This window comes from Zhongshania sp. (genome assembly GCF_047636175.1).
GTDB lineage: Bacteria > Pseudomonadota > Gammaproteobacteria > Pseudomonadales > Spongiibacteraceae > Spongiibacter.
This window is the reverse complement of sequence record NZ_JBLIKC010000002.1, coordinates 91317-117414: the sequence shown is the minus strand read 5'-3', so window position 1 is coordinate 117414 and position 26098 is coordinate 91317. Positions and strand designations below refer to the sequence as shown.

Below are 26098 nucleotides of genomic sequence, written 5' to 3'. Positions count from 1 at the left end.
ATCTAAGAACATAATACTCACCAATACAGAAGTACACCGTGCGCATCATTCGCTTTAGTTTACTCGCCGTTCTTAGTATCGCGGCTGTTAGTACATTGCTATATAGCTACTATGGCTATAGCCCAGCGCCGCCGCGAATCCAGCTGAGCGGGGAGCTAAGTGAGGGCACGATCACCATCGAAGCTAGGGACCGCAGCTACACAGCGTATATACCGACTGAGCTAGCTAAAGATCCAGCGCTGGTATTTATGCTACACGGCTCTTTGCAAACCGTAAAAGGCCTGCGCGAGTCCACTGCCTACCAATTTGAACAGCTCGCCGAGCAACACAAATTTATTGTGGTATACCCTAGTGGATACAAGAACAACTGGAATGATTGCCGAGGCGAGGCAAATTATCCCGCGCGCGCAGAAAACATCAATGACATAAAATTTATTACATCCCTAGTAAGCGAATTCCATCAGCGCTACGGCAGCGACACCGCCAAGACTTTTATTGCCGGTTATTCCAATGGGGGACATTTAGGTTTTCGCTTTGCCCTAGAACACCCCAATTCCGTTGCCGGCATAGCCGCCATTAGCGCAAGCCTGCCCACCGCCGACAACCTAGCCTGCAAAGACACAGGTAAAGCCATTCCGGTGCTCATCATGAACGGCACTGAAGACCCAATAAACCCTTATTACGGCGGACAAGTGACCTTATTCGGCCTCGGCAACCGCGGCCGGGTATTGTCATCCATAAGTAGTGCAGAGCACTTTGCACATAAGGCTGGCCATCATGGCGCCCCCAGCGAAACCAAACACTTCCTAAACAATCGCGCCGATGACTCCACCGCGACAAAATATTATGCTTGGCGCGACGACGAACACCCAGAGGTGATTCTGTATACCATCGTCGGTGGCGGGCACACTATTCCTCAGGAATACTTTAGACCGCCGCGAATTCTAGGCGCCAGCAGTAAAGAGATAAATGGTCCTGCAGAGATATGGGCATTTTTCGCACGCCAAATACGCCGCGTAGACACGGCCGGTAAATAGCCGGGACAATGTTAGTACAAGCTTAGCTGGCGCTCTTGATATTTATTGGGTGGCAAATATACAAGCTGATCGCCGCACTTAATTTCACCCGACTCTAAAATCTTGGCACATAGGCCGCCATAACCCAGCATTGCCACTAAACCGCCTTTCCCAAGTGCGGCTTCCATGCGAGAACAGGGGTGACACTGTGCTGTAGCCTGAAAAACCGCATCTCCAATTTTAAAATACTGGTGCCGCAGGGCATTGAGATTAATACCCGACACTAATAAATTTCTTCTCAATATATCCACAGGAATATGCTCAACGCCGACGTTTTCGGCAATAGCGCGAATAAACTCAACACTAATAATACTCACCTGTCTGGCGGACCCCTTGCTACCCTCAAGACGACGATCACCCCGCAAGCCGCGATCTGCAATCGCCAAAGTTTGGCTCACCGCAACCATGGGCTCTTTACGCGCTGGGCGCAGACCAATCCACTCCAAGGTCCCCGGTGACAGCTCATCGATAAAACGCGAAATTAAACGACCCTGTGCATTCATTTTGATTCCTAAACCTTACTTAAACGGGAGATTGCTCGCTCGTTGACTCCGGCCACTCTGGTGGCAAATACTGCAGATCCGCGGACTCATCAATGTCATGAACGGCTGTACATTCGATATAGCTCATTCCACATTCCAGCAATCGTCGCCGAGTTAGCTCAGCGACCTTATCTGTGCTCCAAGGAATGTTGGTAAATAAGCGCGATTCATAGCTGCGCATACCGATTAGGGCGTAACCGCCGTCTGCACAAGGTACCATGCAGGCATCGTGCTCATGCAGCGCCGCTGCCGCCCAGCGCAATACCGAGGCATTAATTTCTGGGCAGTCACTGCCAATAATGATCACGGCATCAGTATTTACTAAACCCTGCACGGCGGCGTTGCCCATGCGTTCTCCCAGGTCATCGCCACGCTGCTCACACAAGCCAATACCATCAGGTATATCTACTGTCCGCCAGGCCGGCGACTGCGCTGATGGTGTCATCCATAAGTTAACCGAAAACCGGTATTCAGTCGGTGTATCTATCAACAGACTCGCACAGTCTTGAAGTATTTTAGTGAGCATCTTTTTTGCTAAGCTAGCGGCGCCATATGCACCCAATGCTGGTATCAACCGAGTTTTAGCCAAACCAGCCAGCGGGGCTTTAGCAATAATCTGAATACCAACTTTTGGCAATGGGCGACTTGGCTCTGAACTATTCATAGCGTTTCGCTAGGCTTTGCGGCGATGCACCCAGCCAATACATCAAGCGTAAATGCCACATTAATAAAATAGTCCGCCATATACCACGACGCTGCCAGCGCCGCCCTGAGGTCGTTATTTTAGAGCGCAAGCACACTGGGGCTGATAATTTTCGAAGCGCGGCCGACAAGGCGATATCCTCCATCAAAGCCTGATCCAAAAAGCCACCCACCGCGTCAAATGCCTTTCGGCGAACAAATATCCCCTGATCACCGGTCGCAATACCGCTTAGACGGGAGCGCCAATTCATAAAAAAGGCAATAACTGCAAACATCTTAGCGTCACCTCCAATGCGGACATCAAACCGTCCCCAGGGCTGTGTGTCGAGCGCGGAAATGACACTATCCAGAGCCGCATCAGGCAGCTCACTATCAGCATGTAAAAATAATAAATAATTTGCTGTTGCCGCCGCGGCGCCAAGGTTCATTTGCTTTGTTCTTCCACGGCCACTATGCAGGCAGGGAAACCCCTGCGCCGCAATGACATCTGCGGAGCCATCAGTACTCCCACCATCAACAAATATAAGCTCAATACTGCGGTCAGTATCTGCTAGCTGGCTGCGTAAAGTCGAACACAGCAGCGCTAATCCGGGCGCCTCATTCAATACCGGAATGACGACGGACAATGCGGGAGGGTTTCCACTTCCAGTCTCATGGATTTCCAAATTAAACGTCCATCATTGCAAGTAAATATCGATTTCTATTTACCAACATCATTTAGATCCCAGTCATAGTCGGTATAACTGATGCCCAAACTGCCGTCGCCCAAACGCGCCACGGCAGACTTGCCGTTGACAACAATACCGGGACCCGGACCACTTAAACCCAATACATCTAGATACGCGACCAAGAAACTAGATAGGGAATCTGCGCCACCCCAGCCCTGCTCAAAATCTGTTTTATACCATTTAAAGATCGACGATATATGTAACTCACCATTTGAAAAATAATTGCGACTGCGGTCACTTAGAAAGTTTTGGGTAACAAGATCTAACTGGACCTCAAGTTTTTCAGCGGTGTATGCGCTATTCAGCAACGCTGGGCAACCGATGCTGGCACAATTTACAGCAAAGTGAATACGAGGTTCATTATAACGGCCAGAACCGCGAATCAGCTTATGTTCAATATTGTCTAGACTCCTAGTCTCACCCAAAAAAGAAATAAATTCTTTTTTCCAAGGCGAGCTAAAGAAGGACCCCAGATCTTTTATTGATTCCAAATCCGGGTAACGCGTTAAAATCAGATCTATCGTCCATGCGTTATAGGCATTAATCAAAAGTGCCAGTTGCTGGTCCTTAGACCAAGAGTCAAAAATCATAACGTCAACTGCCGACAAGCTGGCCAAATAGGCTTGTAGTATATTGCGGTCATCTTTCATCGCTGCATAATCAACGCGACTCGCCTGCCCATCTTGTATCATTACCACATTCTTTTGCAGCAAGTTATCCCACGCCCTGTGGGAGAATTCGGCTGCTATTGAGGGCGTGACCACACACAATAGCAATACACCGTAACAGACACCGCGCAATGTCTTTATTACTTGATATTTCACTTAGATATTAACCTCTTCGCCATGCATGAAACTTCAGCAACCATTTCATAATCCACTGCGGGGCGTGCGCTTTCTGCCACTCGCCAGCAACGTATTTATTTGCTTCCGACATACTCGGGTAGCTGTGAATAGTAGCTAGTATTTTTTTCAAACCAATGCCGTGCTTCATTGCTAACACATATTCTGCCAGTAACTCGCCAGCCTGCGCGCCAACAATGGTCACACCTAAAATGCGATCTTTGCCCGGCACGGTAAGCACCTTAATAAAGCCTTCGGCTTGGCTGTCACAGATAGCCCGGTCAAGGTCATCAATACCATAGCGAGTGACTTCATAGCTAATTTTCTTATCAGTTGCTTCCGACTCACTTAGCCCAACACTCGCCACCTCTGGATCAACATAGGTCACCCTTGGTATTAGGGTGTAATCTACTTTGAATTTTTTAAAGCTGCCAAATAAACCATTTACCGCCGCATACCATGCTTGATGAGCTGCGACATGAGTAAACTGATACGGTCCAACAACATCGCCCGCCAGCAAAATATGCGGAAAGCTTGTCTCTAGGTACTCATTACCTTTTAACTTAGACACGTCCATGCCCAGATTCTCCAAGCCATAGCCCTTAGTACGTGGCTTGCGACCAATCGCGCATAGCAGGGCATCGAATTCAATTATCTGTTCCACGCCAGACTTGTCCGCCACGATCATAAGATTCTGTTCGCCATCGCGCTCGCACCGAATCGCGCGCATACCGGTGAGAATATTAACGCCATCGTCACGGAGCGACTGCGCCACCGCCGCCGAAACATCTTCGTCATCGCGCACCATAATCCGGGCCAACATCTCTAGCTGGGTGACATTTGACCCCAACCGGGCAAAGCATTGTGCTAATTCACAACCGATAGGACCACCGCCCAATACTAGCAGTCGCTTGGGCGGCGCTTCATTCTCAGCCAGTGACTCCCACAGGGTGTCACTGGTTAAATAACCCACTTCTTCCAGCCCTGGCAGTGGCGGTACCGCTGGCTCCGCACCGGCTGCAATGATTATTGCGCGTGATGTTAGGCGCTGAACACCGCCGTCATTCAAGCTAATATCGACCGTCCAGGGATCGACGAATTGAGCGTAGCCTTGCAACACCTCAACGCCCAGCTCAGTATAGCGCTCGACACTGTCATGCGGCTCTATGCGGGAGATCACATCATTAACACGCGCCATAATGCGTCGAAAATCAATCACCGGCTCAGAGGCCGCCAAGCCATATTTCTCTCCATGGCGCTGCTGCGTCGCAAGCTTTGCCGTTTTAATTAAGGCCTTACTCGGCACACAGCCGTAGTTAAGGCAGTCACCCCCCATCTTATTGGCCTCAACTAAGGTGACTTTGGCCTTAACCGCAGCGGCAATATAAGAACTGACCAAGCCGGCCGCGCCGCCGCCAATAACAATCAAATTGCGGTCAAAGTGCTTGGGCCGCGACCACTTGGCATTTTCTTTTCTAGTGCTAAGCCACCCCAAAACCTTTTTCGCTACCAAGGGGAAGATACCCAGTAACACAAAGGAAAACAGCAAGGAGGGCGACAATATTCCTGACAGGCTAGTTAAATCGCTAAGTTGGCTGCCTGCGTTAACGAACACCAAGGTACCCGGCAACATGCCGAGCTGACTTACCCAATAAAACTGCCGAAGTTTAAGCGGGGTTAATGCCATCAAAATATTGATTAAAAAGAAGGGGAATACCGGTACCAGCCTCAGACTAAAGAGGTAAAAGCTGCCCTCACGCGCCACTCCGTCATTAATCGCTTTTAAGCGATCACCAAACCCCCTCTGCACGGCGTCTCTAAGCACATAACGGGTCATCAAGAAGGCCAGTGTCGCACCGATACTTGATGCAAAAGAGGCTATCACCGTTCCCCATCCCAATCCGAATATGGCTCCTACCAATAGGGTCATGACCGCGGCACCCGGCAATGACAGCGCGGTGATCAGCACATATGACGCAAATAACACCATTGCCAATATCAGCGGCTCATCAGTCCGCCAAGACGCTAAATCGAGTTGTAATTGTTTTACCCCTTCAAGGTTTAAATATTCATTAAACCCTAGGGCAAAAAAGGCGATTACTAGGACTACAATCAAGCTTAAAAACACGATTTTCTTTATCATCACGACCTCTTAATTGAGCCAGCAAACCAACAAACCAAAGAAAACGTGGACTGTTGACCATAATAGTGTCACTTTGAATCTAATTTCACACATATACACCGATGCGAAATTGTATCTCTTAAAAAGAATAATAGCCCCCGCACTTCCATCACCGCTAACTCTTTCGTAGTAATGATGATGATACAAAATGGATCACCATGGCTGGTAAAAGGACTTTACTTAAGCGTGCGTTAATTAACCCTCTGCTACCGCGGCAATCCGGATTATCGAGTTACCAAAAGAGTCGCGATCAATTTATTGTCAGCATTTTACTGAGCGCCTACCTATATATTATTTATATCAATCTCTATAATCAGGTAGCCATTCCAGAAACAGATCCCTATCACGCATTAAACTCTCTGTTTTCAGTTATTGTCGTTGTCGGAGTTAGCGCCGCAATAATACTAATGCGATTGACCGGCAGACGAACTCTCGTCGTAAACTTGTTTATCAGCACACTAACCCTCGCCCTTGCCGCGGTGGTATTGCAAACTGGAGGTGTAAATTCCCCAGCCATACCCTGTGCCATGCTTTTGCCAGTCATCGCCATAACGGGAATTAGAGGCGCTGCCGGCGTAATCTGGACGATAATACTATGTGCACTTGCCGGGCTACTATTTATTGCCGATCAAAACGCAATCAATTCCCAGAATATTATCGAAGACGACGACTTCCAATTAGCAACCTTTGGTGGACTATTAACCGCCAATGTATTGGTGGTTCTCGTTACAATTTACAACGGCATCTCCGCGGGAGAATTGCACAGTCAGATTGAAGAACAACACAATAAATATATGCACCTTGCCCATCATGATAGCTTAACCGGCATAGCCAACAGACTTCACTTTATCAATAAAATCGAACGCGCCATTTTTAATGCTAAACTCCTTGGCACGCCATTTAGCGTGCTTTTTTTCGATCTAAATAGTTTTAAAGAACTTAATGATAAGCTCGGCCATCACTTTGGCGATCTGGTATTAATCGCGTTTGCGAAATGCCTTCGGGAGCACACCCGTGCCAACGATGTTGTTGCCCGCCTTGGCGGTGATGAATTTAGCATTTTATTACTCGGCCTAGATGATATTAATGTTATAAATCAGAAAATAGCCATTTATTCAGCGGCACTTTCGGCGCCAATGAATATTGAAAATACTCAATATAAAATAAGCGCCAGCATCGGGTATGCCATTTATCCAAAGGACGGCGATAACTACGAGTCCTTACTAAAAATAGCTGACAACGGAATGTATAGAGTAAAGCGCGACAGCGCCGCACCTCCCTACAGTCCAATATAGAAACACTATAAATACGCTGCGGCAGCTTGCAAAATAGCTGGAGATTCAGCATTAGAAATCCAAACAACTAAGGCAGATTTTTTCTGACCCTTAGCTGGTATTTTTGGCCCGGCGACGCGCTTAATTATCGTTTTCCCCGCTTTGTCTGAACCAAAAGGATACTGATGGTGTGATAAAACCACAAAATCATGCCGCAGCACTCGACCGCTATTTTCACCATCAAGTACCTTGGTCTCTAATCCCATACCTAAAATCGCTATATGTACTTTCAAATCCCCATGGTCATCCGCCGCAGGAGTAAAACTAAGAGCAAGGGTATCCACGTTCTTTAGCCACTGCGCAGCCAGCACACCCACTTGCTTATTGCTACGCGGCAATTGCTCTGCCGTCACACTCTGGCCACCGTTAAACCAGCCACGCCACTCCCTGTTATTAACCAAAAAACCCGGTGTATAGACCTGCGACACCAGACCGGCACGACTCAGTTGCCGTTGCCGCTCGGAAAAAATTGACGCCGAAAAACGATCTACCCAGCCTAATTGATTCCAATAGTCGACATGAAAAGCCAAGGGAATAATACGTGAAAATATTGCCGGATCATCGCTTAGAGACGACAACCATGCATCAGCATTAGGACAGCTGCTACAACCCTCAGAGGTATATAGCTCAATGGTCGTTGCTGCGTCTTTATCACTGCGTAACTCCAAAGCATGCGCGGGCATGATAATGAGCAAAGCACTGATCAACAATCCTGTTGCCGCGGACGACATCCTCTTCCCCATAACTTTGCCCCCGCTATGCAAAAATTGCAGAACTCAGGCAGTATCGTGATGCCCTACCAGACGTTGGGAAGGCTATTTAATCGCGGGCTGGTAAAATAGCCAAATTCTGACAGTTGTTGAGCGTACTTCGCAGTTTACAGTGGTAGTTAAAGTTCCGAGGGGGGGTAGTGGGTGTCGCTTCGGCACTGTCTTGGCAAAGGAATCAACTTACGGCGCTGCTGCAAAAAAGCCTTACGTGGAATAGAGGCCAAGAATTATGGGAGTGCGATAATAACGATTCTGGCGGTGTATTTATTACCCTGACTAATTTCGGTTCTCAAGTCGACTCACCCTCAGATCAAACAGTATTGGACGGTTGGTTCATGATATATTACAGTGGCGACTAGTCATAAGCCTGATGTAGTAATGTCCAAACATCATCCCTTTGCAGGATAAAGCTGGTTTTTGGACTAGCGTCCACTGAGCTCACAAATATCTTTGTGGCAGCCCTCACGAAGCAAGTCATCTCAAACATGCTTCAAATAATCAGAGAACAAGCAATATGATTAGCAAGAACGCCGCCCCCTTCGAGGAAGATCGTAAACTTCAAAATAGTGCACCATGAGACAAAATCATGATGCTGATCTTACAGAAAAATTATCAAAGGGTATTTTCATCGCATGCGTCGCCGTCTCCATTCTGGGTGGCACCTTTCTTTTTGGCGCATTTGCCTTTCGTGATAACATTTTTCCTATTCCCCAACTCAAAGTCGGCTACGGCATGCTAAGGCAATCGATCAGCGGTGATAACAGTGGTGATTTGGCCCAGCATTTACAGCCCACCCGTGACCAAGGAGATGGCGTCACGATTAACACTGCGAAAGCTGACGGGGCCCTTGTTTTCCTGTCCGGTTTCTTCGACGGAGAAAACCAGATTCGCCTGATCCGGCGTGACGGAACTGTTGTCAAGAAATGGGGCCTCAATATTTTGGAACACTTTCCCGACAGCGATACCCGGGCGTGCGATATTGAGTCTCCGCTGAGAATTGACGTGCATGGCGCGCTTGCAACTCCAAAAGGGGAGATAGTGTTCAACTATGAATATTGCGGAACCGTCAAGCTCGATCAATGCGGCAAAGTGTTGTGGACGATAAACGAAAAGACCCATCATTCCATCATCCCCGCTCTAAACGGAGGCTATTGGTTACTGAATCGTCACGTTTGGTCGTCAACCGACCACCCCGATCGTTTTCCGCCGTTCACGACCTCCGAGCACAGCAAGATCATCAACGAAGATACGCTACTCCGAATAGATGAAGACGGAAAAATCGTCGAAGATATCTCAATCCCGGAGATTTTGCGCGCGGGTGGGCTGGAGGCTTTATTGACAGCGCAAGTTGCTTTCAAACAAAATTTCTCTGGCAGGGCGGAATTAGTGCACGCGAACAAAGTGGCGGAACTGACCCCTGATATTGCGGCTGCTTTTCCTTTGTTCGCAGCAGGCGATCTTGTATTGTCCTTCCGGAATTTAAACCTAATCGTGGTTATCGATCCTGCCACCAAGTCCGTGAAATGGCACCAGACTGGACCTTGGGTCCGGCAGCATGATCCGGAATTCCGCACTGACGGCAGAATTTCAATCTTCAATAATAATACTTACAGAAATGCCTACTCTAATGGTCAGGTCCGTTTGAGTAGCCCGTTTAAGACCAACATCATCGCCGTTGATCCCTTAACCCGCGATACAGAAATTCTGTTCGGGGAACTCCCAGGTCAGGAAATGTTGTCGGTGATCCGTGGCCAGCATGAGTTATTGGCCGACGATGGTATGATCATCACCGAGTTCGATGCAGGCCGTGTACTGGAAATCGATTCTAACGGTAACATCGTCTGGGAATACATCAATCGCTACGATGATAACTTCGTGGGTGAAGTTATAAACGCAGATGTCTATCCGGCAGGTTACTTTCAAGCGGGCTGGGCGGAATGTGAGCAATAGCAGGTACCTTGGCACTATCTTCGAAATCACCAGGAAGAAATTAACAATGTTGAATATTGTACGACCTGCCGCACTTATCACGGCAATTCTAGGGCTTACGCTGCCCAATTTAGCACAAGCCTACATAGGCCCAGGTGCGGGTCTTGGCGCAATCGCGGTTACCATTGCCCTGGTGTGTGGCGTGCTTTTATTGCTGGTTGGGGTGGTCTGGTACCCTCTGAAACGATACTTCAAGGATAAAAAGTCCGGCACCAAAGGTGGTCCGTCCAACGGCGCGCAATGATCCTCGACATCGTTATTTCGCTTCTGGCAGTCGCTGGCTTTGGCCTCTCACTATGGCGCTTCAGAATCACGACAGTTGCGACAAACACTATAGAGAAGGCAATGACTGGGCTGTCCGCAATGACGGACAGCGCGCTGGACGATGATGCGAAAGAGATTGCCGTGCGGCGTGCCGGGTTTAGCCTGATAGCCGCGAGCTTCGGCATATCTTGGCGCCTCAGTCTTGCGCTGGCAGTCGCGGCTCTGCCGATCTTTCTCGCCGACGCCATGGGCCTTGTTTCGCGCGATAAAGTTTTTGGGTTGATGCTGCGGCTGGACTACATCGTTACCGTGTCAGTCGTCGCTATCGTACTGGCCGAGTTTGTTAGGCGAACGATCCCCTCCCCCAGGGCAACCAACCAAAACAACCGCTATTCGGCGACGGATCGGTTTTTCCATGTCATAGCCTTTGCCAGCCCGGCGGTGCTGAAAGCCGCTTCATGGGTTGAGGATCGTCTGATCGCCACACCCACGCAAGTCCCTTCGGCCCCGCCGATCTTTATCACCTCATTGGCGCGCGGGGGAACGACCGCACTCTTGAACGCCCTACATGACGTGCCGGGCGTTGCCACCCATACTTATCGGGATATGCCGCTTTTGACGGCACCCAGCCTTTGGAACCGGCTCGCGGGCGGCCAGAAGCGCAATGTCGACAGGCACCAGCGGGCGCATGGTGACGGCCTGGAGATCGATCTGGACAGCCCAGAAGCGCTGGAAGAAATCGTCTGGAAAATGTTCTGGCCGGAGCGCTTTCAGCATCCTACAATACCCCTGTGGCGTCGGGAAGACAGGAAACTGGAGGCAGAAGAATTTCTGTCGCAGCACATGGCGAAAATCATCCGCGCGCGCCTCAAGACGAAGGAAACAAATACGCAGATTGCCCGCTACTGCTCAAAGAATAATACTAATATCGCGCGGATCCCCTATCTATGCGAGGCATTTCCTGACTGCCGCATAGTCGTGCCCGTGCGGAGACCGGAGAGTCACGCGGCCTCTTTACTGCGCCAGCACCAGAACTTCATCAAGCAACAGGCTGCCGACCCGTTCATCGCACGGTATATGCGAGACATCGGACATTATGAATTTGGCCTGATCCACAAGCCGATCCAGTTCCCCGGCTTCGCGGAGGACCGGTTCGACCCGGCATCAGGCGACTACTGGCTCGCCTATTGGCTCCATGCCTTCCGCGAGATTCTTAAACATAGCGATCGCTGCATTTTCGTACTTCAAGATGACCTGCGCGCGTCGCCGCAGGAGACGATGATGACCTTGTGTCAGGAATTGCAGCTTAACTCAGGCGCAATGCAGTTTACCGATTATTTTCGAGCGAGCATCGATCTGTCGCCAACAGATCTCTATTCGGCCGAAATCTACGAAGACGCCGCCAAGGTCTATGAAGACATCGTACTGATTGCACGCGGATTCTGACAAATAGCTTGTCTAGACTTGGGAAGGGAAATCCCGATATTTAAGCAGCGCCCCGATTTCATTCGGTAAAACGCACCATCCTGAATTTTAGATAACATTCAGCTCTAACTAGTTGCCTCCCAAGATTGATCAGGTTGAAGACAACAGCGCAAGCAATCATGCTCTGGCTTGAAACTCGGTTTCGCAATCGCCTTTCAATTCTTTAACTTACTGCCAGCCCGCTCTGTATTACCTCCAACCAAACTCGGCATAAGCTCAGTCTCAATCGCCCTGCCCTTACTCATCAAGAAATCCAATTACCTTTCTTCAAGATACACCCGCGAATCTTTGCAGCGCATCGGCTCTGACAAACACGAATTTAATAATTTCCAAATCTTTAGCTCGAGTTCGACAAAACTCCGGCACCGATTAAAATACAGCTATTTCCGCTCAATACGAGCCCCTGATTAACCTAAACGACTCAAACCCCATTCATTAACAAGACCAGCAAAATAATTTTTGATTAGTCAGCATGACGCTGCCCTAACCTAGGCAACCAATAAGTGCGCTAGCAACTGCAAGTATTGATAGTATCTGGCTAACCTAAGTACAGGAAAGGTAAGAGACCTAACTACTGATTGTCGACGTTCAACACCATCTAAAATATTAAATAAATCCTTTTCTTATCAGCCAGATTTCAGGAAATTCTTATTATTTATTAAGCATTTTTATATTTTCAAGTAGGAGTCAATATTAACCAATAGCGATTACTCTGCCGAGTATTGGTGTCAAGCAGTAGCATTAAGCTATCTTGACATCAATCATACGATTTAACTTGTAGCGGCGCTCCGGTTTCGGGCAGCGCATCGGGGGATGAAAGACGCACACAAACCCGCCGCGTTACAAATCTTCGGCTGAATTCGTGATTAATTCTTAGATCGGGGTATGCGGCGCCTAGGGTAGGCACCGCCAGAGCAGAAGCAAATTACTTGTTAATAGCGCGCAACATCCAAACGGTTTTCTCATGGATTCGCATGCGGTCTGACACCACGGACGCCGTCGACTCATCATCAGCCGCCTGCGCCAGTTTCAAGACCACGCGACAACTCTTTACCACCTGTTCATGGCCTGCGGTCAGAATATCTACCATGGCATCCGCTGCCGGCACGCCATCGACCTCTTCGATAGAGCTTAAACGCCCAAATTCTCTATACGTACCCGGAGCAGCAACGCCTAAGGTACGGATACGCTCGGCAATATCATCTACCGCAACCGCTAATTCGGTGTAGTGTTCTTCGAACATCAGATGCAAATCACGGAAGCGCGGGCCAGTGACATTCCAATGGAAATTGTGGGTTTGCAAATACAGCGTATAGGAATCTGCCAGTAGCACTTTTAAGCCGCCCGCAATCTCCTCGCGATTCGCTTCGCTGATACCAATATCGATTACTTTCATGCAGATTTTCCCTGTTATGGTTGAAATTATTGTCTGCTGTGCGTAAAACAGCTTAGTAATAGACTAACAGGAGCCCATTGACATTTAAAATATTAGTTTTAAATTCAATCGATAGGAATAAGCTATAACAAAACGAGAAAGACCCCTTTTATTCCTTGCAGAGCAGCGTAGCGTAGGCTGGAATGCCTTGAGGACAGAGCCTAAGGTCGATAAGCTTGCGCCACAAAATATCATTTATAGTGAATATCCGGAGTACAACATGGCTTTATTGAAGGGCAGAAACAATCGAAGTGGTCGAGCTTATCGGTTTTGCCTAAGCCTAGTTACCTTGTTCGTGATAAGTGCCTGCACCAGCACACCCAAAGAGGCCCCCACCCCGCCAGGTATGCAAGGCGGCTTCAACCAATGCGAAACGCCACGTCAGCAAATGTGCACACGGGAATACCGCCCAGTGTGCGGCCATGTCGATACTGGCATACGCTGTGTGACAACGCCCTGCCCCTCCGAGCGGCATAAAACCTATGGCAATGCCTGCTCAGCCTGCGCAGAAGAGGACGTTATTGGCTACGAGATTGGCGATTGCGCCAGCTATGGAAAATAAGGTTGCCTAAAATCTGACATAAAAAAAGGCCCTAAGCGCGAGCAAAGGGCCTTTTTCATGTGACTATCACTTAACTCACAAAGCTTAGCGCTCAATAATAGCAGTGATGCCCTGTCCGCCTGCAGCACAAATTGAAATCAAACCGCGACCGCTGCCTTTTTCTTCCAGCATTTTCGCCAGCGTCGCCACAATCCGACCGCCGGTCGCCGCAAACGGATGACCTGCCGCCAATGAGCTGCCGTTCACGTTTAGTTTGCTAAGATCAATACTGCCGAGCACGCGATCAAGGCCCAGTTTTTCTTTGCAGAAAGTTTCATCTTCCCAGGCCTTCAGCGTTGCTAATACCTGCGCAGCAAACGCCTCATGAATTTCGTAATAATCGAAATCCTGCAATGTCAGCCCGGCTTTCTCTAACATACGTGGCACCGCGTACGCAGGCGCAAGCAATAAGCCTTCTTTCTCCGAGGCGCCATTTTTGCCATAAAAGTCTACTGCGGCAGTTTCAATAATCGTCAAATACGCCCGAACCGGTAAGCCACGCTCCTTCGCCCACTCTTCGCTGGCAAGCAGAACTGCCGACGCACCATCAGTCAAGGTAGAGGAATTCCCAGCCGTTAAGGTACCTTGGCCACTTTCTTTATCGAAGGCTGGCTTTAGGCTCGACAGTTTTTCAAAGGTGGTATCGGGACGCAAAATATTGTCTTTCTCTACGCCGTTAAAAGGTGTAATCAAATCGCTAAAAAATCCGCGATCATAAGCCGCGGCTAAATTCTTATGGCTGGTGCAAGCCAACTGGTCTTGCTGGTCGCGGGGAATTTGCCATGCTTTGGCAGTGACTTCAGTGTGCTCGCCCATCGACATACCTGTGCGCGGCTCAGCATTAGCGGGAATCAATACACTCACATCCTTAGGACGAAGCTGCAAAAATGGTTTCATTCGATCGCCAAAGCTACGAGCTTTATTTACCTGTAACAAAATCCTACGTAAGCCCTCACTTACACCAATAGGCGCGTCAGAAGTGGTATCTACACCACCGGCGATGCCGGCATCAATCTGCCCAAGCGCGATTTTATTGGCAACCACATTAATGGCTTGGAGGCCGGTACCACAGGCTTGCTGAATATCAAAACACGGGGTGTTTGGGTCGAGAGAGGTGCCCAATACCGACTCACGTGTTAGATTGAAATCGCGGCTATGCTTCATAACCGCACCTGCAACCACGTCACCAAGGCAAACATCTTGCAAATTATAACGCTGCACCAAACCTTCTATAGCAGCGGTTAACATTGACTGGTTACTCACTCCAAAGTAGGCCGTATTGGAACGGGTAAACGGAATGCGGTTACCGCCGATGATCGCAACGCGCTTAATTGCCTGTGACATAATCTGACCTCAAAAATCGTACGAAGAATAATGTGGCCGCAGTTTAGCAAGCTTATCTGCGGCCACATTGGCTGAATCGACCACGTTGCAGGTCGGCACTGTCAATCACCTTATAGCGCGCTGCGATTACAATGCGGTTCTTTATAGAGCTGCGCAGCGTTTTAATGATCGTGCAAACGGTATATTGATTTTTATTTATGGCCGTATTCCAGCCTAATACCAAAATCAGTCCGCCAGCAGACAAAGTAAGCCAAATCACTATTTTTAACACCCCTGACGGAGATCTGAGTATGAGCGATAGAATCGAGAAGCTGATTAATTCGGCGGCAGGCAAAAAGCTGCTTGGCGCGATGGGCGTCACAGTAGCCACTGATCTGCAGCGCTACACGGCCACTCAAAACAGTTACTTCTCAGGTGCCGTACTAGTTGGCGCAGGCGATGACGCAAAACTACTCGCTAGCATTCAAGGAAACTTAAGCGACAGCGATGCCCAGGTCTTTTACAGCCCAGAAGCTGCGGCACAAGTCGGTGCCAGGGCCGACAGCAACGCCACAAGCGATCGCTACCAGGCACTGGTGTTTGATGGCAGCGGCTTCGTTGACGCTACCCAGCTAGTCGCCGCCTACCGGTTTTTTAATACCAATATTCGCAAATTAAAAAGCAGTGGCCGAATCGTCATTATTGGTCGCCCACACCTACAATGCGCAAATCCTGAAGCCGCCGCAGCTCAACGCGCTCTAGAGGGCTTGAGTCGCTCACTGGCCAAAGAAGTGGGTGCCAAAGGCGCTACCGCGCAATTAATTACCGTCGCCGACGGCGCAGAAGCCAATATAGACAGCAGCTTGCGCTTTATTTTGTCGCCTAAATCGGCCTATATCAGCGGTCAGGTCATTAAAGTGCGCGCAGCCGACACCGACACCGCCGCCGACTGGCACAAACCACTGGCGGGCAAAATCGCCTTGGTGACCGGCGCCTCCCGCGGAATCGGTGAAGCTATTGCCGACACCCTAGCCCGCGACGGCGCAACAGTGGTTGGCGTCGATGTTGCCCCTATGGAAGCAGAACTTGGCAAGGTTATGTCGCGCTTGAACGGCAAAGCCGTGATTGCAGATATCACCAGCGCTGACGCGCCAAACATTATTGCCAAGGCACTTGGCGAGCTCGGCGGTGCGGATATTATTGTTCACAACGCGGGTGTTACCCGTGACAAAACCATTGCAAACATGAGCGAACAGCATTGGCAGATGACATTAGACATCAATTTGGCTGCCGCTCAGCGCATTACTGCTGAACTGCTTGAAACCAACACCATAAACGACGGTGGCAGTATAGTGGGTGTCTCATCAATGAATGGCATTGGTGGCCAGCGCGGTCAAACCAACTACGCGGCATCTAAAGCCGGTGTTATTGGCTACGTTGATTTCATGGCCCAGTCAAAGGAGCTGGCAGCTAAAAACATCACGGTTAACGCAGTCGCTCCCGGTTTTATCGAAACCGCCATGACCGCTGCCATTCCCTTGTTTACAAGAATGTTTGGCCGTCGCCTTAACTCGCTCTCACAGGGCGGCTTACCTGTAGACGTTGCTGAAACCATTTCCTTTTTCGGCAACCCCGCCTCACGCGGTGTAAGTGGCAACACCGTAAGAGTCTGCGGCCAATCTTGGTTTGGCGCATAACCTAAGAATACGTTAATAACCCTGGCTTTATAGACACGCCTCACCAGCACTGGTGGGGCACTAAAGCCGCAAGAAAATATGTCGCCGCGATTTACAGCGGCAGTGATGAAAACACATGCGCTTTGCCTTAGTATTTTTCTTACACCTTAAAACCAGCAAAATCCATCGTAGGTAGGCATTCAAAGCCAGGCTGTGCAAAAAGATAGCTCTGCATCAATTCGACTCCCGCGCTTTGCAACCAAACCATCTCTTGTTTAGTCTCGGCCCCCTCGCCCAAGGGGGTGATATCGAGATCCTTAAATAAATTAATACAATTTCTAATAATATGCTGCCGCGTTATATCTCGATCAATATTGCGAATAAGCGCCATATCGAATTTCACAATATTTATCTGAAAGTCGGCCATTAACACCAGGCCCGAATACCCAGAACCGAAATCGTCAATTGCGGTTATAAAACCAGATTCCTTGTAGTAATCGGCGATATGCTTAACAAAACTAACATCATCAACCTTTTCAACTTCCGTGAACTCAAAGATGATTCTGTTGCTTGGAAAATCATACTTCTCCGCCGCCTCTAAAGTCGTGCGGAGACAGCGCTCAGGCTTATAAATAACCCGGGGAGAAAATTAATACGAGATTTAGTTTTGATGCCAAGGCTATCGCCTTAACCCGGCAAAGTTGGTCGAACAAATAGCGATTATCATCATTCACTTTAGATATTATGGAATATGCAGATTGATTGTTTAAACCGCAAACCAGTAATTCGTAGCCGAATATCTGCTGGGTCTTACAGTTGACAATTGGTTGAAAGGCCATTGTAAAATCAAAATCAAGACTACCTTTGAAAGCACATCTACTACAGGAAAATCTGTCATAAACAATTGGGCTTTCGCCCATTTTTAAACCTCCTTTTCATGATGCGTATTAAACAACCGCCCCATAAACTGCCTTTTGACAGCGACAACCAGACAGGACCCCAACTCAAAAAGTCACTTCACGGAATGTCCACGGACCGGCCAATTTGGCCGATCATAATAAGGGTAAATATTGTCCCGAACCTTCGATAAACGCGCCAATACGTGTAATCCTCTATCATTAGCTTCCATAGGACTGTTTTTGTTCTAAGCCACGCTTTAAATCAACTGCTTCACGCTTATTGAATCAAGGAGGATTCACAATGCCTGTAAGTAAATTTATTTTCCGCTGCCCGATCAACTTGCCAGCAAGATCAGCGGCCACACTACTGATCTTGGCAATAATTACAGGGGCCCTTGTGACTCCGACTCTCGCCGACTACACGTCTAAACCCGCCCTGATACTTGCCAAGCGCTATCACTCCGACATTAGCCTGGCGGACTACTGGGTCAGTGAGAAATTGGATGGCGTTCGCGCCTACTGGGATGGCCAAGCGCTTATCTCTAGACAGGGAAATATATATCACGCGCCTAACTGGTTTATTGCAGAGTTTCCCAGCGCTCCTTTAGATGGCGAGTTGTGGATGGGGCGGGGACGATTTGACGAGCTGTCTGGAGCGGTGCGCAAGCAAAAGCCGCTCAATTCCCAGTGGCAGAAAATCCGCTTTATGGTCTTTGACCTACCCGCCGCGGAGGGCAGCTTTGATTTACGACTTATTCAACTTAAACGACTTATCGACCAAAGTAACTCGCCCTATCTAGAGCTAGTGGAACAGCAAAAATCATCCAGTGAGGAGGCCTTACTAGCTCACCTAGACGAGGTGATTGCGCTGGGAGGTGAAGGACTTATGCTGCATTTAGCAAGTGCGCCCTACCGAGCCCAGCGCAGCGATGATCTTTTAAAGCTAAAGCGCTATCAAGATGCCGAAGCCACAGTGATTGGCCACTTACCCGGCAAGGGCAAGTATGTGGGTATGCTAGGTGCTCTGCTGCTCGAAACCAAGAGTGGCCTGAGGTTCAAAATTGGCAGTGGCTTTTCTGATGAGCAGCGCAAAGCACCGCCCCCGATTGGAAGCACTATAACTTATAAATATTTCGGTTTAAGCAGCAAGGGCACGCCACGTTTCGCAAGTTTTTTGAGGATTAGAAACGAAAATTAACGCTGCTGCGCGCCGCGATGATCAGAAATTATCCCTGAGCTGGGCCGCTCTTTTCTGCTGCCGATACTCTATCGGCGTCAGTTCAGTCCAGCGCTTAAAGGCTCTATAGAAGGTGCTGGGTTCTGAAAACCCGGTTAGATACACCACGTCGGCAATGCTCTCATCAGTCCGCGCCAACAGCCGCTTTGCTAGAACGCAGCGATAATCTGCCAGCACCTGATTAAAGCTAGTTCCCGCTTCAGTCAGTCGCGCCCGCAAAACTCTCTCGTTCATATCTAGCCGCGCGGCGATATTTTCTAAACTTGGCTGTCCCAGCTCCAGCATCTCGGCGATGATTTGGCGCACATCGCCCACCACATCCTGGCGAGACAGGCGCTCCAGCTGTTTGCTGGCCAATTTCTCATGGAGTTTGAGTAAATCTGGCTCTGCATGAGTTGAGGGCGTTCCAAGAATGGACGTCGCAAACACCAGTGATGATTCTGGACGTTCGAAGTGTACTGAACACCCAAACACTCTTTCGTATTCTGCCACGTCGCCAACCACTGCGTGAGTCAAATTGACTGCATCAGCGACAAATGATCCGTCGGTAACGGCTTGGAAATAACGGATTAAAAACCGCGCAAAACACTCATTACGATGACGAAAACTCGGATCATCACCACCCGCAAATTCCAGAACCATCTGCGATTGGAGGTCGCCTATTTGCAATTCAAACTGCATGGCGTCGGTCACTAAGCGCTGATAGTTTTGCGAACGTTTTAAGCCTTCACCAAAGTTTGGGCTGCTCAGAAACAAATATTCCAATACCTGACCGCGATATACCTGGACGGCATCGGCCAAATGCAGACCAATATTTTGATCACCACTCACCTCTTCCAGCACTCGCCAAAACAACAGCTGGGCGGTATGGGGAAAGCGCGCGGTGCGATCCTGTAATAAGGTCGGTGAAATTTTGCATTCACTGACGATGCGATCAACATCCAAACCCATATTCTGCATGGCCGGATATACCAGTTGAATAAGGAAACTGGAATCGCTGAGCTCTGAAAAGTCTTTAGAATGTGATGCTGTCATTCAAGCCGATTTCTTTTATGCAAAATATCAACACTGTTAAGTATTGACCGAACTGCCGCAAACGACACCGAGGCTGGGCAAATTCTTCATGCCACGCTTTTCATTATACTATATGGTCACCTGATGTTCGTTACAAACCACTGCGCCAAGCTCAGTATGGAGATAGAGTCGAATGACCGCAAGCAATGAGTTAAGGCTAAAAACGCTGCCTAGTACGCCACCTATGTTACTAAAAGCAGCGATTACCCGGAAAAAACCGAGTAACACGCCCAAATTCCCAAGCCAGATATTAGAAGTGGCCGATGTAGGAATTAATATGAAGCAGTTGGGCCGCTACAACCAAGCCTGCGGTTTTGGCGATGACCTCAGCACCCTGTCAGTGAGTTTTTTACATGTTCAGGTCTTTCGCTTGCAAATGAAAATGATGCTGGGCAAAGAATTCCCCCTGTCACCCATGGGCTGCGTGCATTTAAGCAACACCATTATTCAACACCGCCTTATAAGCAGCAATGAAGTTCTGCGGCTACGCTGCAAGATTGCCGACAACAAGGTCACCGATAAGGGCTATGAGTTCACTTTTCACTGCGAGGCTTTCAGTGGGGAAGAGTTGGTCTGGGAAGACACCAGTCGCTATTTATCCAGAGCTAAGACCAATGTTACCGGCGGCCCCAAAGCCGTTAGGGCTGAGCCACGCACTTACGCGCAATCGCTCCCTATCGATATTAGCCGCAGAGATGCCCGCAAATACTCGCGTGCATCCGGTGACTTTAACCCCATTCACCTGCACGACCTCAGCGCGAAATTGCTGGGCTTTAAACGCATGGTCATCCACGGTATGTGGAGCAAGGCGGCCTGCCTAGCCGCCTTAAGCGGTGTAATTAAAGAGACGGCTTACCGCTGTCATGTCGATTTTAAAACACCCATATTCCTGCCCGTGAGCGTGCGCCTTGATTACGAGGCAAACGGAGCGAATCTGGACTTTGAATTACGTGACAAAAAAGGCGTAAAACCGCATCTGATAGGCCATATCCAACCGCTCTAAGAAAACCGCGACGGGGTGGGCGAGGCCATCGTTGAGTTACCGCAGTAACTCTGGCGATAGATTTTCTACCATGGCGCGAATGCCCTCGCGCCAATCCGTCCGGGTCTCACCGATTAAAGCGTGCATTTGGCTAGTATCAATCGAAAGACTGCCGAATGCTGTGACCTTCTCATTAAATATAGGTTTAAATCCGCTTAGCTCGGTCAAGTAGGCACACCACTCTTCAATACTCACTGCTTGGGAACCACCAAAATTCGTGGTGGTGACGTTGGTAGTGGCTGCGCCTAATAAAAAGGGAATTTTTTCAATATAGTCTTCTGCATGCAATAAGTTATAGCTATTGGGCCCCTCTGGGTGAATATCTATCGCTATCTTCTCTTTCATCATTAGCAGGTGATAATAAGGCCAGCCACCGTTATTACCATAGGGCACACTGAGACGTGCAATCGTAGTGGGAATATCAAACTGCTTAGCGGCAAAACGGCATACTGTCTCGGCGGCAATTTTGGCAATGCTGTAGGTCGGGAACATAGACCGGTGGTTGTCACCGAGCGGGTCGCTTTCTTTACGTGGCAACGGTCCGGCGTATTCATAAACCGCCGTTGACGAGAAGTGTAAAAAAGCTTTGGCACTTTGGCAACGCGCCATCAAATTCCCCACGCCTTCACCGTTCGCAGCCAAGTCGTAAGCGAAGTTGCCAGATTTGACCACTGCCAAATTCAGCACATAGTCGAATTCATCGGGACAGGCAGCCAAGCTATTTTTGTCCGCAAGGTCGGCACGAATCACCTTTATACCGCGCTTTTCTAATGCGTTTTTCGCACTGTCTTTACTAAATCGCGCCAAGGCCGTGACGTTGGCAATCTTGCTAAGCGCATCGACTATAGGCGCAGCCACCTGACCAGTAGGGCCAGTAATAAGGATATTGGTATTATTAAGATCAACGGGCGTTACCGGCATCGCTCTGCTCCTGCTTTATTAAATTATTATAAGAGGTCTTTGCGAGCTTACTAGTTTATGCAAGCCAGACAACACATTTTCTGCCCGAGCAAAGCTCTCTGAGTCACAGGAGTGTATCTAAGCCGTTGAGGGATTTCGCCATCCAAACGGATGGCGAGAGAAGGAAGAGGTATTAGAGGAAGCTTTCCAATTCGCGCAGCCAATCCTGCAGTTTCTTCATATTTTCTGGTCCAAGACGCCACATCCACTTACTGAGCGGATCGGCATTTTCCAACACCGGATCAACATATTCGTATAATACTTTTGGCCGTTTCAGAGCTGCGTCGGCTGGAATAGCTTCTACCATTAGCAAATGCTCGATCATGGTACGCAGCTGATTATCAAACGATTGGGGGTTACCCAATTCGTTGTAAGTACCCTCCAAAAACGGTGACCATTTCTTGTAGTAAATCGCCACGTTCTTTGGCTCAACGGTCGTCACAGTATTGACCAGCCCGCTCCAGCGCTCGGAATTCTCCGGATCATTCAGGTAGCCGCGCTCGGTTTTAACCGCCAAGAACGGTTCTTTGTCGTAGACCATAGGCAAATGCTTGGTCGGAAAACGGTAGGTAGCCAACTGGTCAACCACTGCCACCCATTTACGCACCTGTTCATCAGGCTGCAACCATGTGGACAGAGGCTCAGACAGGGTTGCCGCAGCCGCACGCATTTGCTCGTCGCTGCCGTTAATGGCAACTGGAGGTGCCGGCGCCTTAGCCGCTTTTTCGCTATAGTCGTCTTCAGACTCTACCGCCAAGATTTCTTTGACCGTCTTTTCTGGCTTCGCGTCATCGACAGCCTCAACAACTGTGCCGTAATACTCACTGTTCGTAGAGCGATCTAGGACATACCAAACAAACCCGGCAATCCCAACTATGACTACTACCGCAGACAAGGCTTTCCAATTCATTACAAAATCCTGTTTTAATTGTGATGCAAGAATATTTTCTGCTGTCATCCCTAGCAGGCAAGGCGTTAACCCTAACGCCGGCAGCAACTACATGCAAATAATGACTTCATGTTATAACTGCGGCTTGGAATCATCAACACAGACGGCCACAAGGACCATATAACAGGGGAAATAAAATTGAAAAACGCCACAGAAAGTGGCGTTCAGAAGGAGTATTTACCAAATTACAGTAAAATGACATCCCTATAGATCGAAATCGTCGAGTAAGCCTAGCTCATCCATCAAGCGTTTACGCTCTAGGCGCTCTTCGATTTTTCGACGAATACTGCTATCGCCTCCCGCCTTGGGCCGCCGTTCCTCAAAATTAACGGAAGCGTCGTCGTCTAGGGTGTCGTCGATATCATCATCGGCTAGGTCATTTGCCATTGTTTGCCCACTCCAGTACTGCGTAGATACAGAATGAACACCTCGGCTATCCGCGGTTGTTCAGGGCACTATTTATGATGATATGAGATTTCTGTCAATACAAATTTATACCTAGAGGGTAAATATGTGATGGCTTCGATCGATTTAGAATACGGAGAAGCCACCGCCAAGCATGCTGGGCCGGCAACGCCGGCCATCAGCCGTGCTAAAGCCGGTTCAAACCATTTAGGGCGGCGGTTCGATAAGCCTCGGCCATGGTCGGATAATTAAAGGTCGTTGTCACAAAATAGCGCAGCGTGTTGCCGCCATTTTTCTGTTTCATAATCGCTTGGCCGATATGAATAATTTCCGCCGCTTCGGCACCAAAGCAATGAATCCCCAATATTTCCAAAGACTCGGGATGAAACAGTAATTTGAGCATGCCGACGGTCTCGCCACTAATCTGACCTCGGGCGGTGTCTTTGAAAAACGCGCGCCCCACCTCGTAAGGAATCTTCGCCTCGGTCAGCTCGCGCTCAGTCTGCCCCACCGAACTAATTTCCGGCAGGGTATAGATACCGGTAGGCACATCATCGACAAAACGACAGCTATCTTTACCCCTTGCGGAAGCAGCGGCTGATCGTCCTTGGTCGTAAGCGGCACTGGCTAAGCTCGGCCAACCGATGACATCGCCGGCGCCAAAGATACCGGGCACAGAAGTCTGATAATGTTCATCCACAATCAATTGGCCGCGATGATCGATTTCTAGGCCAATGTTCTCTAACCCCAATTGGTGGGTATTGCCGCTTCGTCCATTGCACCACAGCAACGCATCGGCATGGATACGCTTGCCCGATTCAAGCAAGACCTCCACACCTTTATCGCTGGTCTCAACGGATTGATATACTTCGCGATGGCGAATCATGACGCCCATATTGCGAAGCTGATAGCTGAGGGCATCAGAAATTTCGTCGTCTAAAAACTCTAACAGACGCTCACGACTGTTAATTAGCTCAATCTTGATGCCAATGCCAGAAAAAATTGACGCGTACTCACAGCCAATAACCCCAGCACCGTAAACAATAATTTTGTTCGGGGTATTAGTCATTTTTAAAATGGTATCGCTGTCATACACCCGCGGATGAGTAAAATCGATGTTTGCTGGCCGATAGGGTCGCGAACCCGTCGCAATCACCACACTAGCCGCAGTTAGGGTTTCAACTTGACCCTCGTCAGAAATAATTTCGATGGTATTATTATCAACAAAATGTCCACGCCCAAAAATAAGACGTATCTGGTTGCGATAATAAAAACGACTGCGCATATCCACCTGCCGCGTAATCACTTCATTGGCGTGGCTAAGTAGGCGGGGATAACTCAGCGTGCGGGCATCACCAATATCGCGAAATGCCGGCGTATTATTGTAGCGAATCGCCTGACGCACCATATGTCGCAACGCCTTAGATGGAATGGTGCCCTGATGAGTACAAGCTCCGCCAACTGAATTTTGGGCTTCGATCACAGCGACTCGGTGACCGTGTTTCATTGCGTTCAGCGCCGCGCTTTCACCGGCGGGACCACTACCTAATACTAAAACGTCGTAATCAAATGTCGTCACAGACTTTGTCCTCTACAGCAAATAAATCAATAACACAGTAACCATACGCGCATCACATCTCGGATGTATTGATTATGGTGATACATTATTTTCACCATTAAGATCGCAATTTCAACGGTGTCCACAACATATTTATAAAAATTAATAGCTCACAATTTAGTCGGCGCATTCACTGCCTAGTGCAGCTGCCAAGCACCCTCGATAATATTTTGAGCCGCAGCTGGAGATTAGCCGGCAGGTATTGCGCCATGTAACTTAACCGCGCGGTCAACGCACTCGGTGCTAAGATCACACCTAGTAAAGTATTGGCAAGACGCCATCGACGCGGCAGTATATTGTTGATCAAGAACGACTAAGACATCTTAATAAGCTAGGGAAATATCACCGTATACTGTCTTTAAACTGAAACACCCTCGTCACAATACTGAAAACACATCCGCGTATGGTTTTATTTGTGAGGATAAAACTATGCGCTTAATACAGTCGATTAATCAGTTCGATGTGCGAATGTTTCTGGCTTGCGTTAATACTCGCCACCAGCAGCAATTATCTCGTGTAGCCCGCAGTGTATCAAAAACCGGCGACGGCTATGCCCAACTCGGCCTCCCCCTTTGCGTTTACGCCATGGGGATCAGCCAAGGCCTAGCCTATTTTAGTGCAGTGACTATTAGTTTTGCCGCCTGGCTACCCGCCTACTGGGTGCTTAAAAACACCTGCCGCAGAAAACGACCACCAGCGGCCATTCCAGCATTCAGCGCGGCGATTATTGCCTCAGACGAATTCAGCTTTCCCTCAGGCCACACCGCCGCCGCATTTCTGCTGGCAACCATGACTGTGCTGTTCTTTGGTGCGGCCGGGATCCCACTGTTTATATGGGCCACCGGAGTCGGGGCGTCGAGGGTTATTCTCGGGGTGCACTTCCCCACCGACACCCTCGCCGGCGCCAGCCTAGGCATGGGCATAGCCTATTTAGGGCATTCTATTGTCACGGCGATCTAGGCCTA

At 49.0% G+C, this 26098-nt stretch carries 24 protein-coding genes; 10 read left to right on the top strand and 14 right to left on the bottom strand.

The genetic code is table 11. The annotated features are described in order from the left end of the window. The first annotated feature begins 38 nt into the window (after positions 1-38). Positions 39-1037: an alpha/beta hydrolase family esterase gene (locus ACI955_RS01580; RefSeq protein ID WP_415241978.1), complete on the top strand. Its 999-nt coding sequence runs from the start codon at positions 39-41 to the stop codon at positions 1035-1037. A gap of 11 nt (positions 1038-1048) precedes the next feature. Here ACI955_RS01580 and ACI955_RS01575 read toward each other — a convergent pair whose 3' ends face one another. From ACI955_RS01575 to ACI955_RS01555, 5 genes are all read right to left on the bottom strand, one after another. After that, entirely contained in the window at positions 1049-1579 is a 531-nt protein-coding gene (locus tag ACI955_RS01575; RefSeq protein WP_415241977.1) for an MOSC domain-containing protein, read from the bottom strand. A 19-nt stretch (positions 1580-1598) separates the two neighbouring features. Beyond that, positions 1599-2282 (bottom strand): TIGR04282 family arsenosugar biosynthesis glycosyltransferase, encoded by a 684-nt coding sequence (locus tag ACI955_RS01570; RefSeq protein WP_415241976.1) that lies wholly within the window; start codon positions 2280-2282, stop codon positions 1599-1601. Continuing rightward, positions 2275-2946 (bottom strand): TIGR04283 family arsenosugar biosynthesis glycosyltransferase, encoded by a 672-nt coding sequence (locus ACI955_RS01565; protein WP_415241975.1) that lies wholly within the window; start codon positions 2944-2946, stop codon positions 2275-2277. The genes ACI955_RS01570 and ACI955_RS01565 overlap by 8 nt, the downstream gene beginning before the upstream one ends. Before the next feature lie 74 nt (positions 2947-3020). Next, complete coding sequence (locus tag ACI955_RS01560; protein WP_415241974.1) at positions 3021-3872, bottom strand: DUF547 domain-containing protein; 852 nt, start codon at positions 3870-3872, stop codon at positions 3021-3023. Between the two features lie 7 nt (positions 3873-3879). Continuing rightward, complete coding sequence (locus tag ACI955_RS01555; RefSeq protein ID WP_415241973.1) at positions 3880-6033, bottom strand: FAD-dependent oxidoreductase; 2154 nt, start codon at positions 6031-6033, stop codon at positions 3880-3882. Positions 6034-6230: 197 nt separating this feature from the next. Here ACI955_RS01555 and ACI955_RS01550 point away from each other — a divergent pair, with 197 nt between their 5' ends. Beyond that, positions 6231-7367, top strand: a complete 1137-nt coding sequence (locus ACI955_RS01550) for a diguanylate cyclase domain-containing protein (protein WP_415241972.1) — start codon at positions 6231-6233, stop codon at positions 7365-7367. A 5-nt stretch (positions 7368-7372) separates the two neighbouring features. Here ACI955_RS01550 and ACI955_RS01545 read toward each other — a convergent pair whose 3' ends face one another. Next, entirely contained in the window at positions 7373-8137 is a 765-nt protein-coding gene (locus ACI955_RS01545) for a DUF1223 domain-containing protein (RefSeq protein ID WP_415241971.1), read from the bottom strand. A 612-nt stretch (positions 8138-8749) separates the two neighbouring features. Here ACI955_RS01545 and ACI955_RS01540 point away from each other — a divergent pair. The 3 genes from ACI955_RS01540 to ACI955_RS01530 all read left to right on the top strand — a co-directional run bounded on the left by ACI955_RS01540 (position 8750) and on the right by ACI955_RS01530 (position 11875). Beyond that, positions 8750-10126, top strand: coding sequence for an arylsulfotransferase family protein (locus ACI955_RS01540; RefSeq protein ID WP_415241970.1), 1377 nt, complete (start codon positions 8750-8752; stop codon positions 10124-10126). A gap of 46 nt (positions 10127-10172) precedes the next feature. Continuing rightward, positions 10173-10409, top strand: coding sequence for a hypothetical protein (locus ACI955_RS01535; RefSeq protein WP_415241969.1), 237 nt, complete (start codon positions 10173-10175; stop codon positions 10407-10409). Positions 10410-10510: 101 nt separating this feature from the next. Beyond that, on the top strand, positions 10511-11875 hold the full coding sequence (locus ACI955_RS01530) for a sulfotransferase (RefSeq protein WP_415241968.1): 1365 nt from the start codon (positions 10511-10513) through the stop codon (positions 11873-11875). A 964-nt stretch (positions 11876-12839) separates the two neighbouring features. On the opposite strand, the gene ACI955_RS01525 is transcribed toward ACI955_RS01530, so the two are convergent. Beyond that, on the bottom strand, positions 12840-13310 hold the full coding sequence (locus ACI955_RS01525) for a Dps family protein (protein ID WP_415241967.1): 471 nt from the start codon (positions 13308-13310) through the stop codon (positions 12840-12842). Between the two features lie 259 nt (positions 13311-13569). Here ACI955_RS01525 and ACI955_RS01520 point away from each other — a divergent pair, with 259 nt between their 5' ends. Next, positions 13570-13911, top strand: coding sequence for a hypothetical protein (locus tag ACI955_RS01520; RefSeq protein ID WP_415241966.1), 342 nt, complete (start codon positions 13570-13572; stop codon positions 13909-13911). Positions 13912-13995: 84 nt separating this feature from the next. On the opposite strand, the gene ACI955_RS01515 is transcribed toward ACI955_RS01520, so the two are convergent. Next, positions 13996-15294, bottom strand: coding sequence for an acetyl-CoA C-acetyltransferase (locus tag ACI955_RS01515; protein WP_415241965.1), 1299 nt, complete (start codon positions 15292-15294; stop codon positions 13996-13998). A gap of 290 nt (positions 15295-15584) precedes the next feature. Between ACI955_RS01515 and ACI955_RS01510 the strand changes: the two genes are divergently transcribed. Then, positions 15585-16970 (top strand): 3-oxoacyl-ACP reductase, encoded by a 1386-nt coding sequence (locus tag ACI955_RS01510; RefSeq protein WP_415241964.1) that lies wholly within the window; start codon positions 15585-15587, stop codon positions 16968-16970. 139 nt (positions 16971-17109) lie between these two features. Here the strand turns inward: ACI955_RS01510 and ACI955_RS01505 are convergent, their stop codons facing one another. After that, complete coding sequence (locus ACI955_RS01505) at positions 17110-17583, bottom strand: EAL domain-containing protein (RefSeq protein WP_415242066.1); 474 nt, start codon at positions 17581-17583, stop codon at positions 17110-17112. 566 nt (positions 17584-18149) lie between these two features. On the opposite strand from ACI955_RS01505, the gene ACI955_RS01500 reads away from it, so the two are divergent. Next, the gene (locus ACI955_RS01500; protein WP_415241963.1) at positions 18150-19046 is read left to right on the top strand and encodes a DNA ligase; all 897 of its coding nucleotides are present in this window, start codon (positions 18150-18152) and stop codon (positions 19044-19046) included. Between the two features lie 21 nt (positions 19047-19067). Here ACI955_RS01500 and ACI955_RS01495 read toward each other — a convergent pair whose 3' ends face one another. Further along, positions 19068-20120, bottom strand: a complete 1053-nt coding sequence (locus ACI955_RS01495) for an AraC family transcriptional regulator (protein WP_415241962.1) — start codon at positions 20118-20120, stop codon at positions 19068-19070. Positions 20121-20292: 172 nt separating this feature from the next. Between ACI955_RS01495 and ACI955_RS01490 the strand changes: the two genes are divergently transcribed. Then, positions 20293-21162, top strand: coding sequence for a MaoC family dehydratase (locus tag ACI955_RS01490; protein ID WP_415241961.1), 870 nt, complete (start codon positions 20293-20295; stop codon positions 21160-21162). Between the two features lie 36 nt (positions 21163-21198). Here ACI955_RS01490 and ACI955_RS01485 read toward each other — a convergent pair whose 3' ends face one another. The 4 genes from ACI955_RS01485 to sthA all read right to left on the bottom strand — a co-directional run bounded on the left by ACI955_RS01485 (position 21199) and on the right by sthA (position 25094). Continuing rightward, positions 21199-22122, bottom strand: a complete 924-nt coding sequence (locus tag ACI955_RS01485) for an NAD-dependent epimerase/dehydratase family protein (protein WP_415241960.1) — start codon at positions 22120-22122, stop codon at positions 21199-21201. A gap of 172 nt (positions 22123-22294) precedes the next feature. After that, positions 22295-23071 carry a DUF3014 domain-containing protein gene (locus ACI955_RS01480; protein ID WP_415241959.1) on the bottom strand — a complete coding sequence of 259 codons (777 nt, stop codon included), beginning with the start codon at positions 23069-23071 and terminating at the stop codon, positions 22295-22297. A gap of 243 nt (positions 23072-23314) precedes the next feature. Then, positions 23315-23497: a PA3496 family putative envelope integrity protein gene (locus ACI955_RS01475; RefSeq protein ID WP_415241958.1), complete on the bottom strand. Its 183-nt coding sequence runs from the start codon at positions 23495-23497 to the stop codon at positions 23315-23317. A 205-nt stretch (positions 23498-23702) separates the two neighbouring features. Next, positions 23703-25094, bottom strand: coding sequence for a Si-specific NAD(P)(+) transhydrogenase (gene sthA, locus ACI955_RS01470; RefSeq protein WP_415241957.1), 1392 nt, complete (start codon positions 25092-25094; stop codon positions 23703-23705). 468 nt (positions 25095-25562) lie between these two features. Between sthA and ACI955_RS01465 the strand changes: the two genes are divergently transcribed. Further along, complete coding sequence (locus ACI955_RS01465) at positions 25563-26093, top strand: phosphatase PAP2 family protein (RefSeq protein ID WP_415241956.1); 531 nt, start codon at positions 25563-25565, stop codon at positions 26091-26093. The last annotated feature ends 5 nt before the right edge of the window (positions 26094-26098 follow it).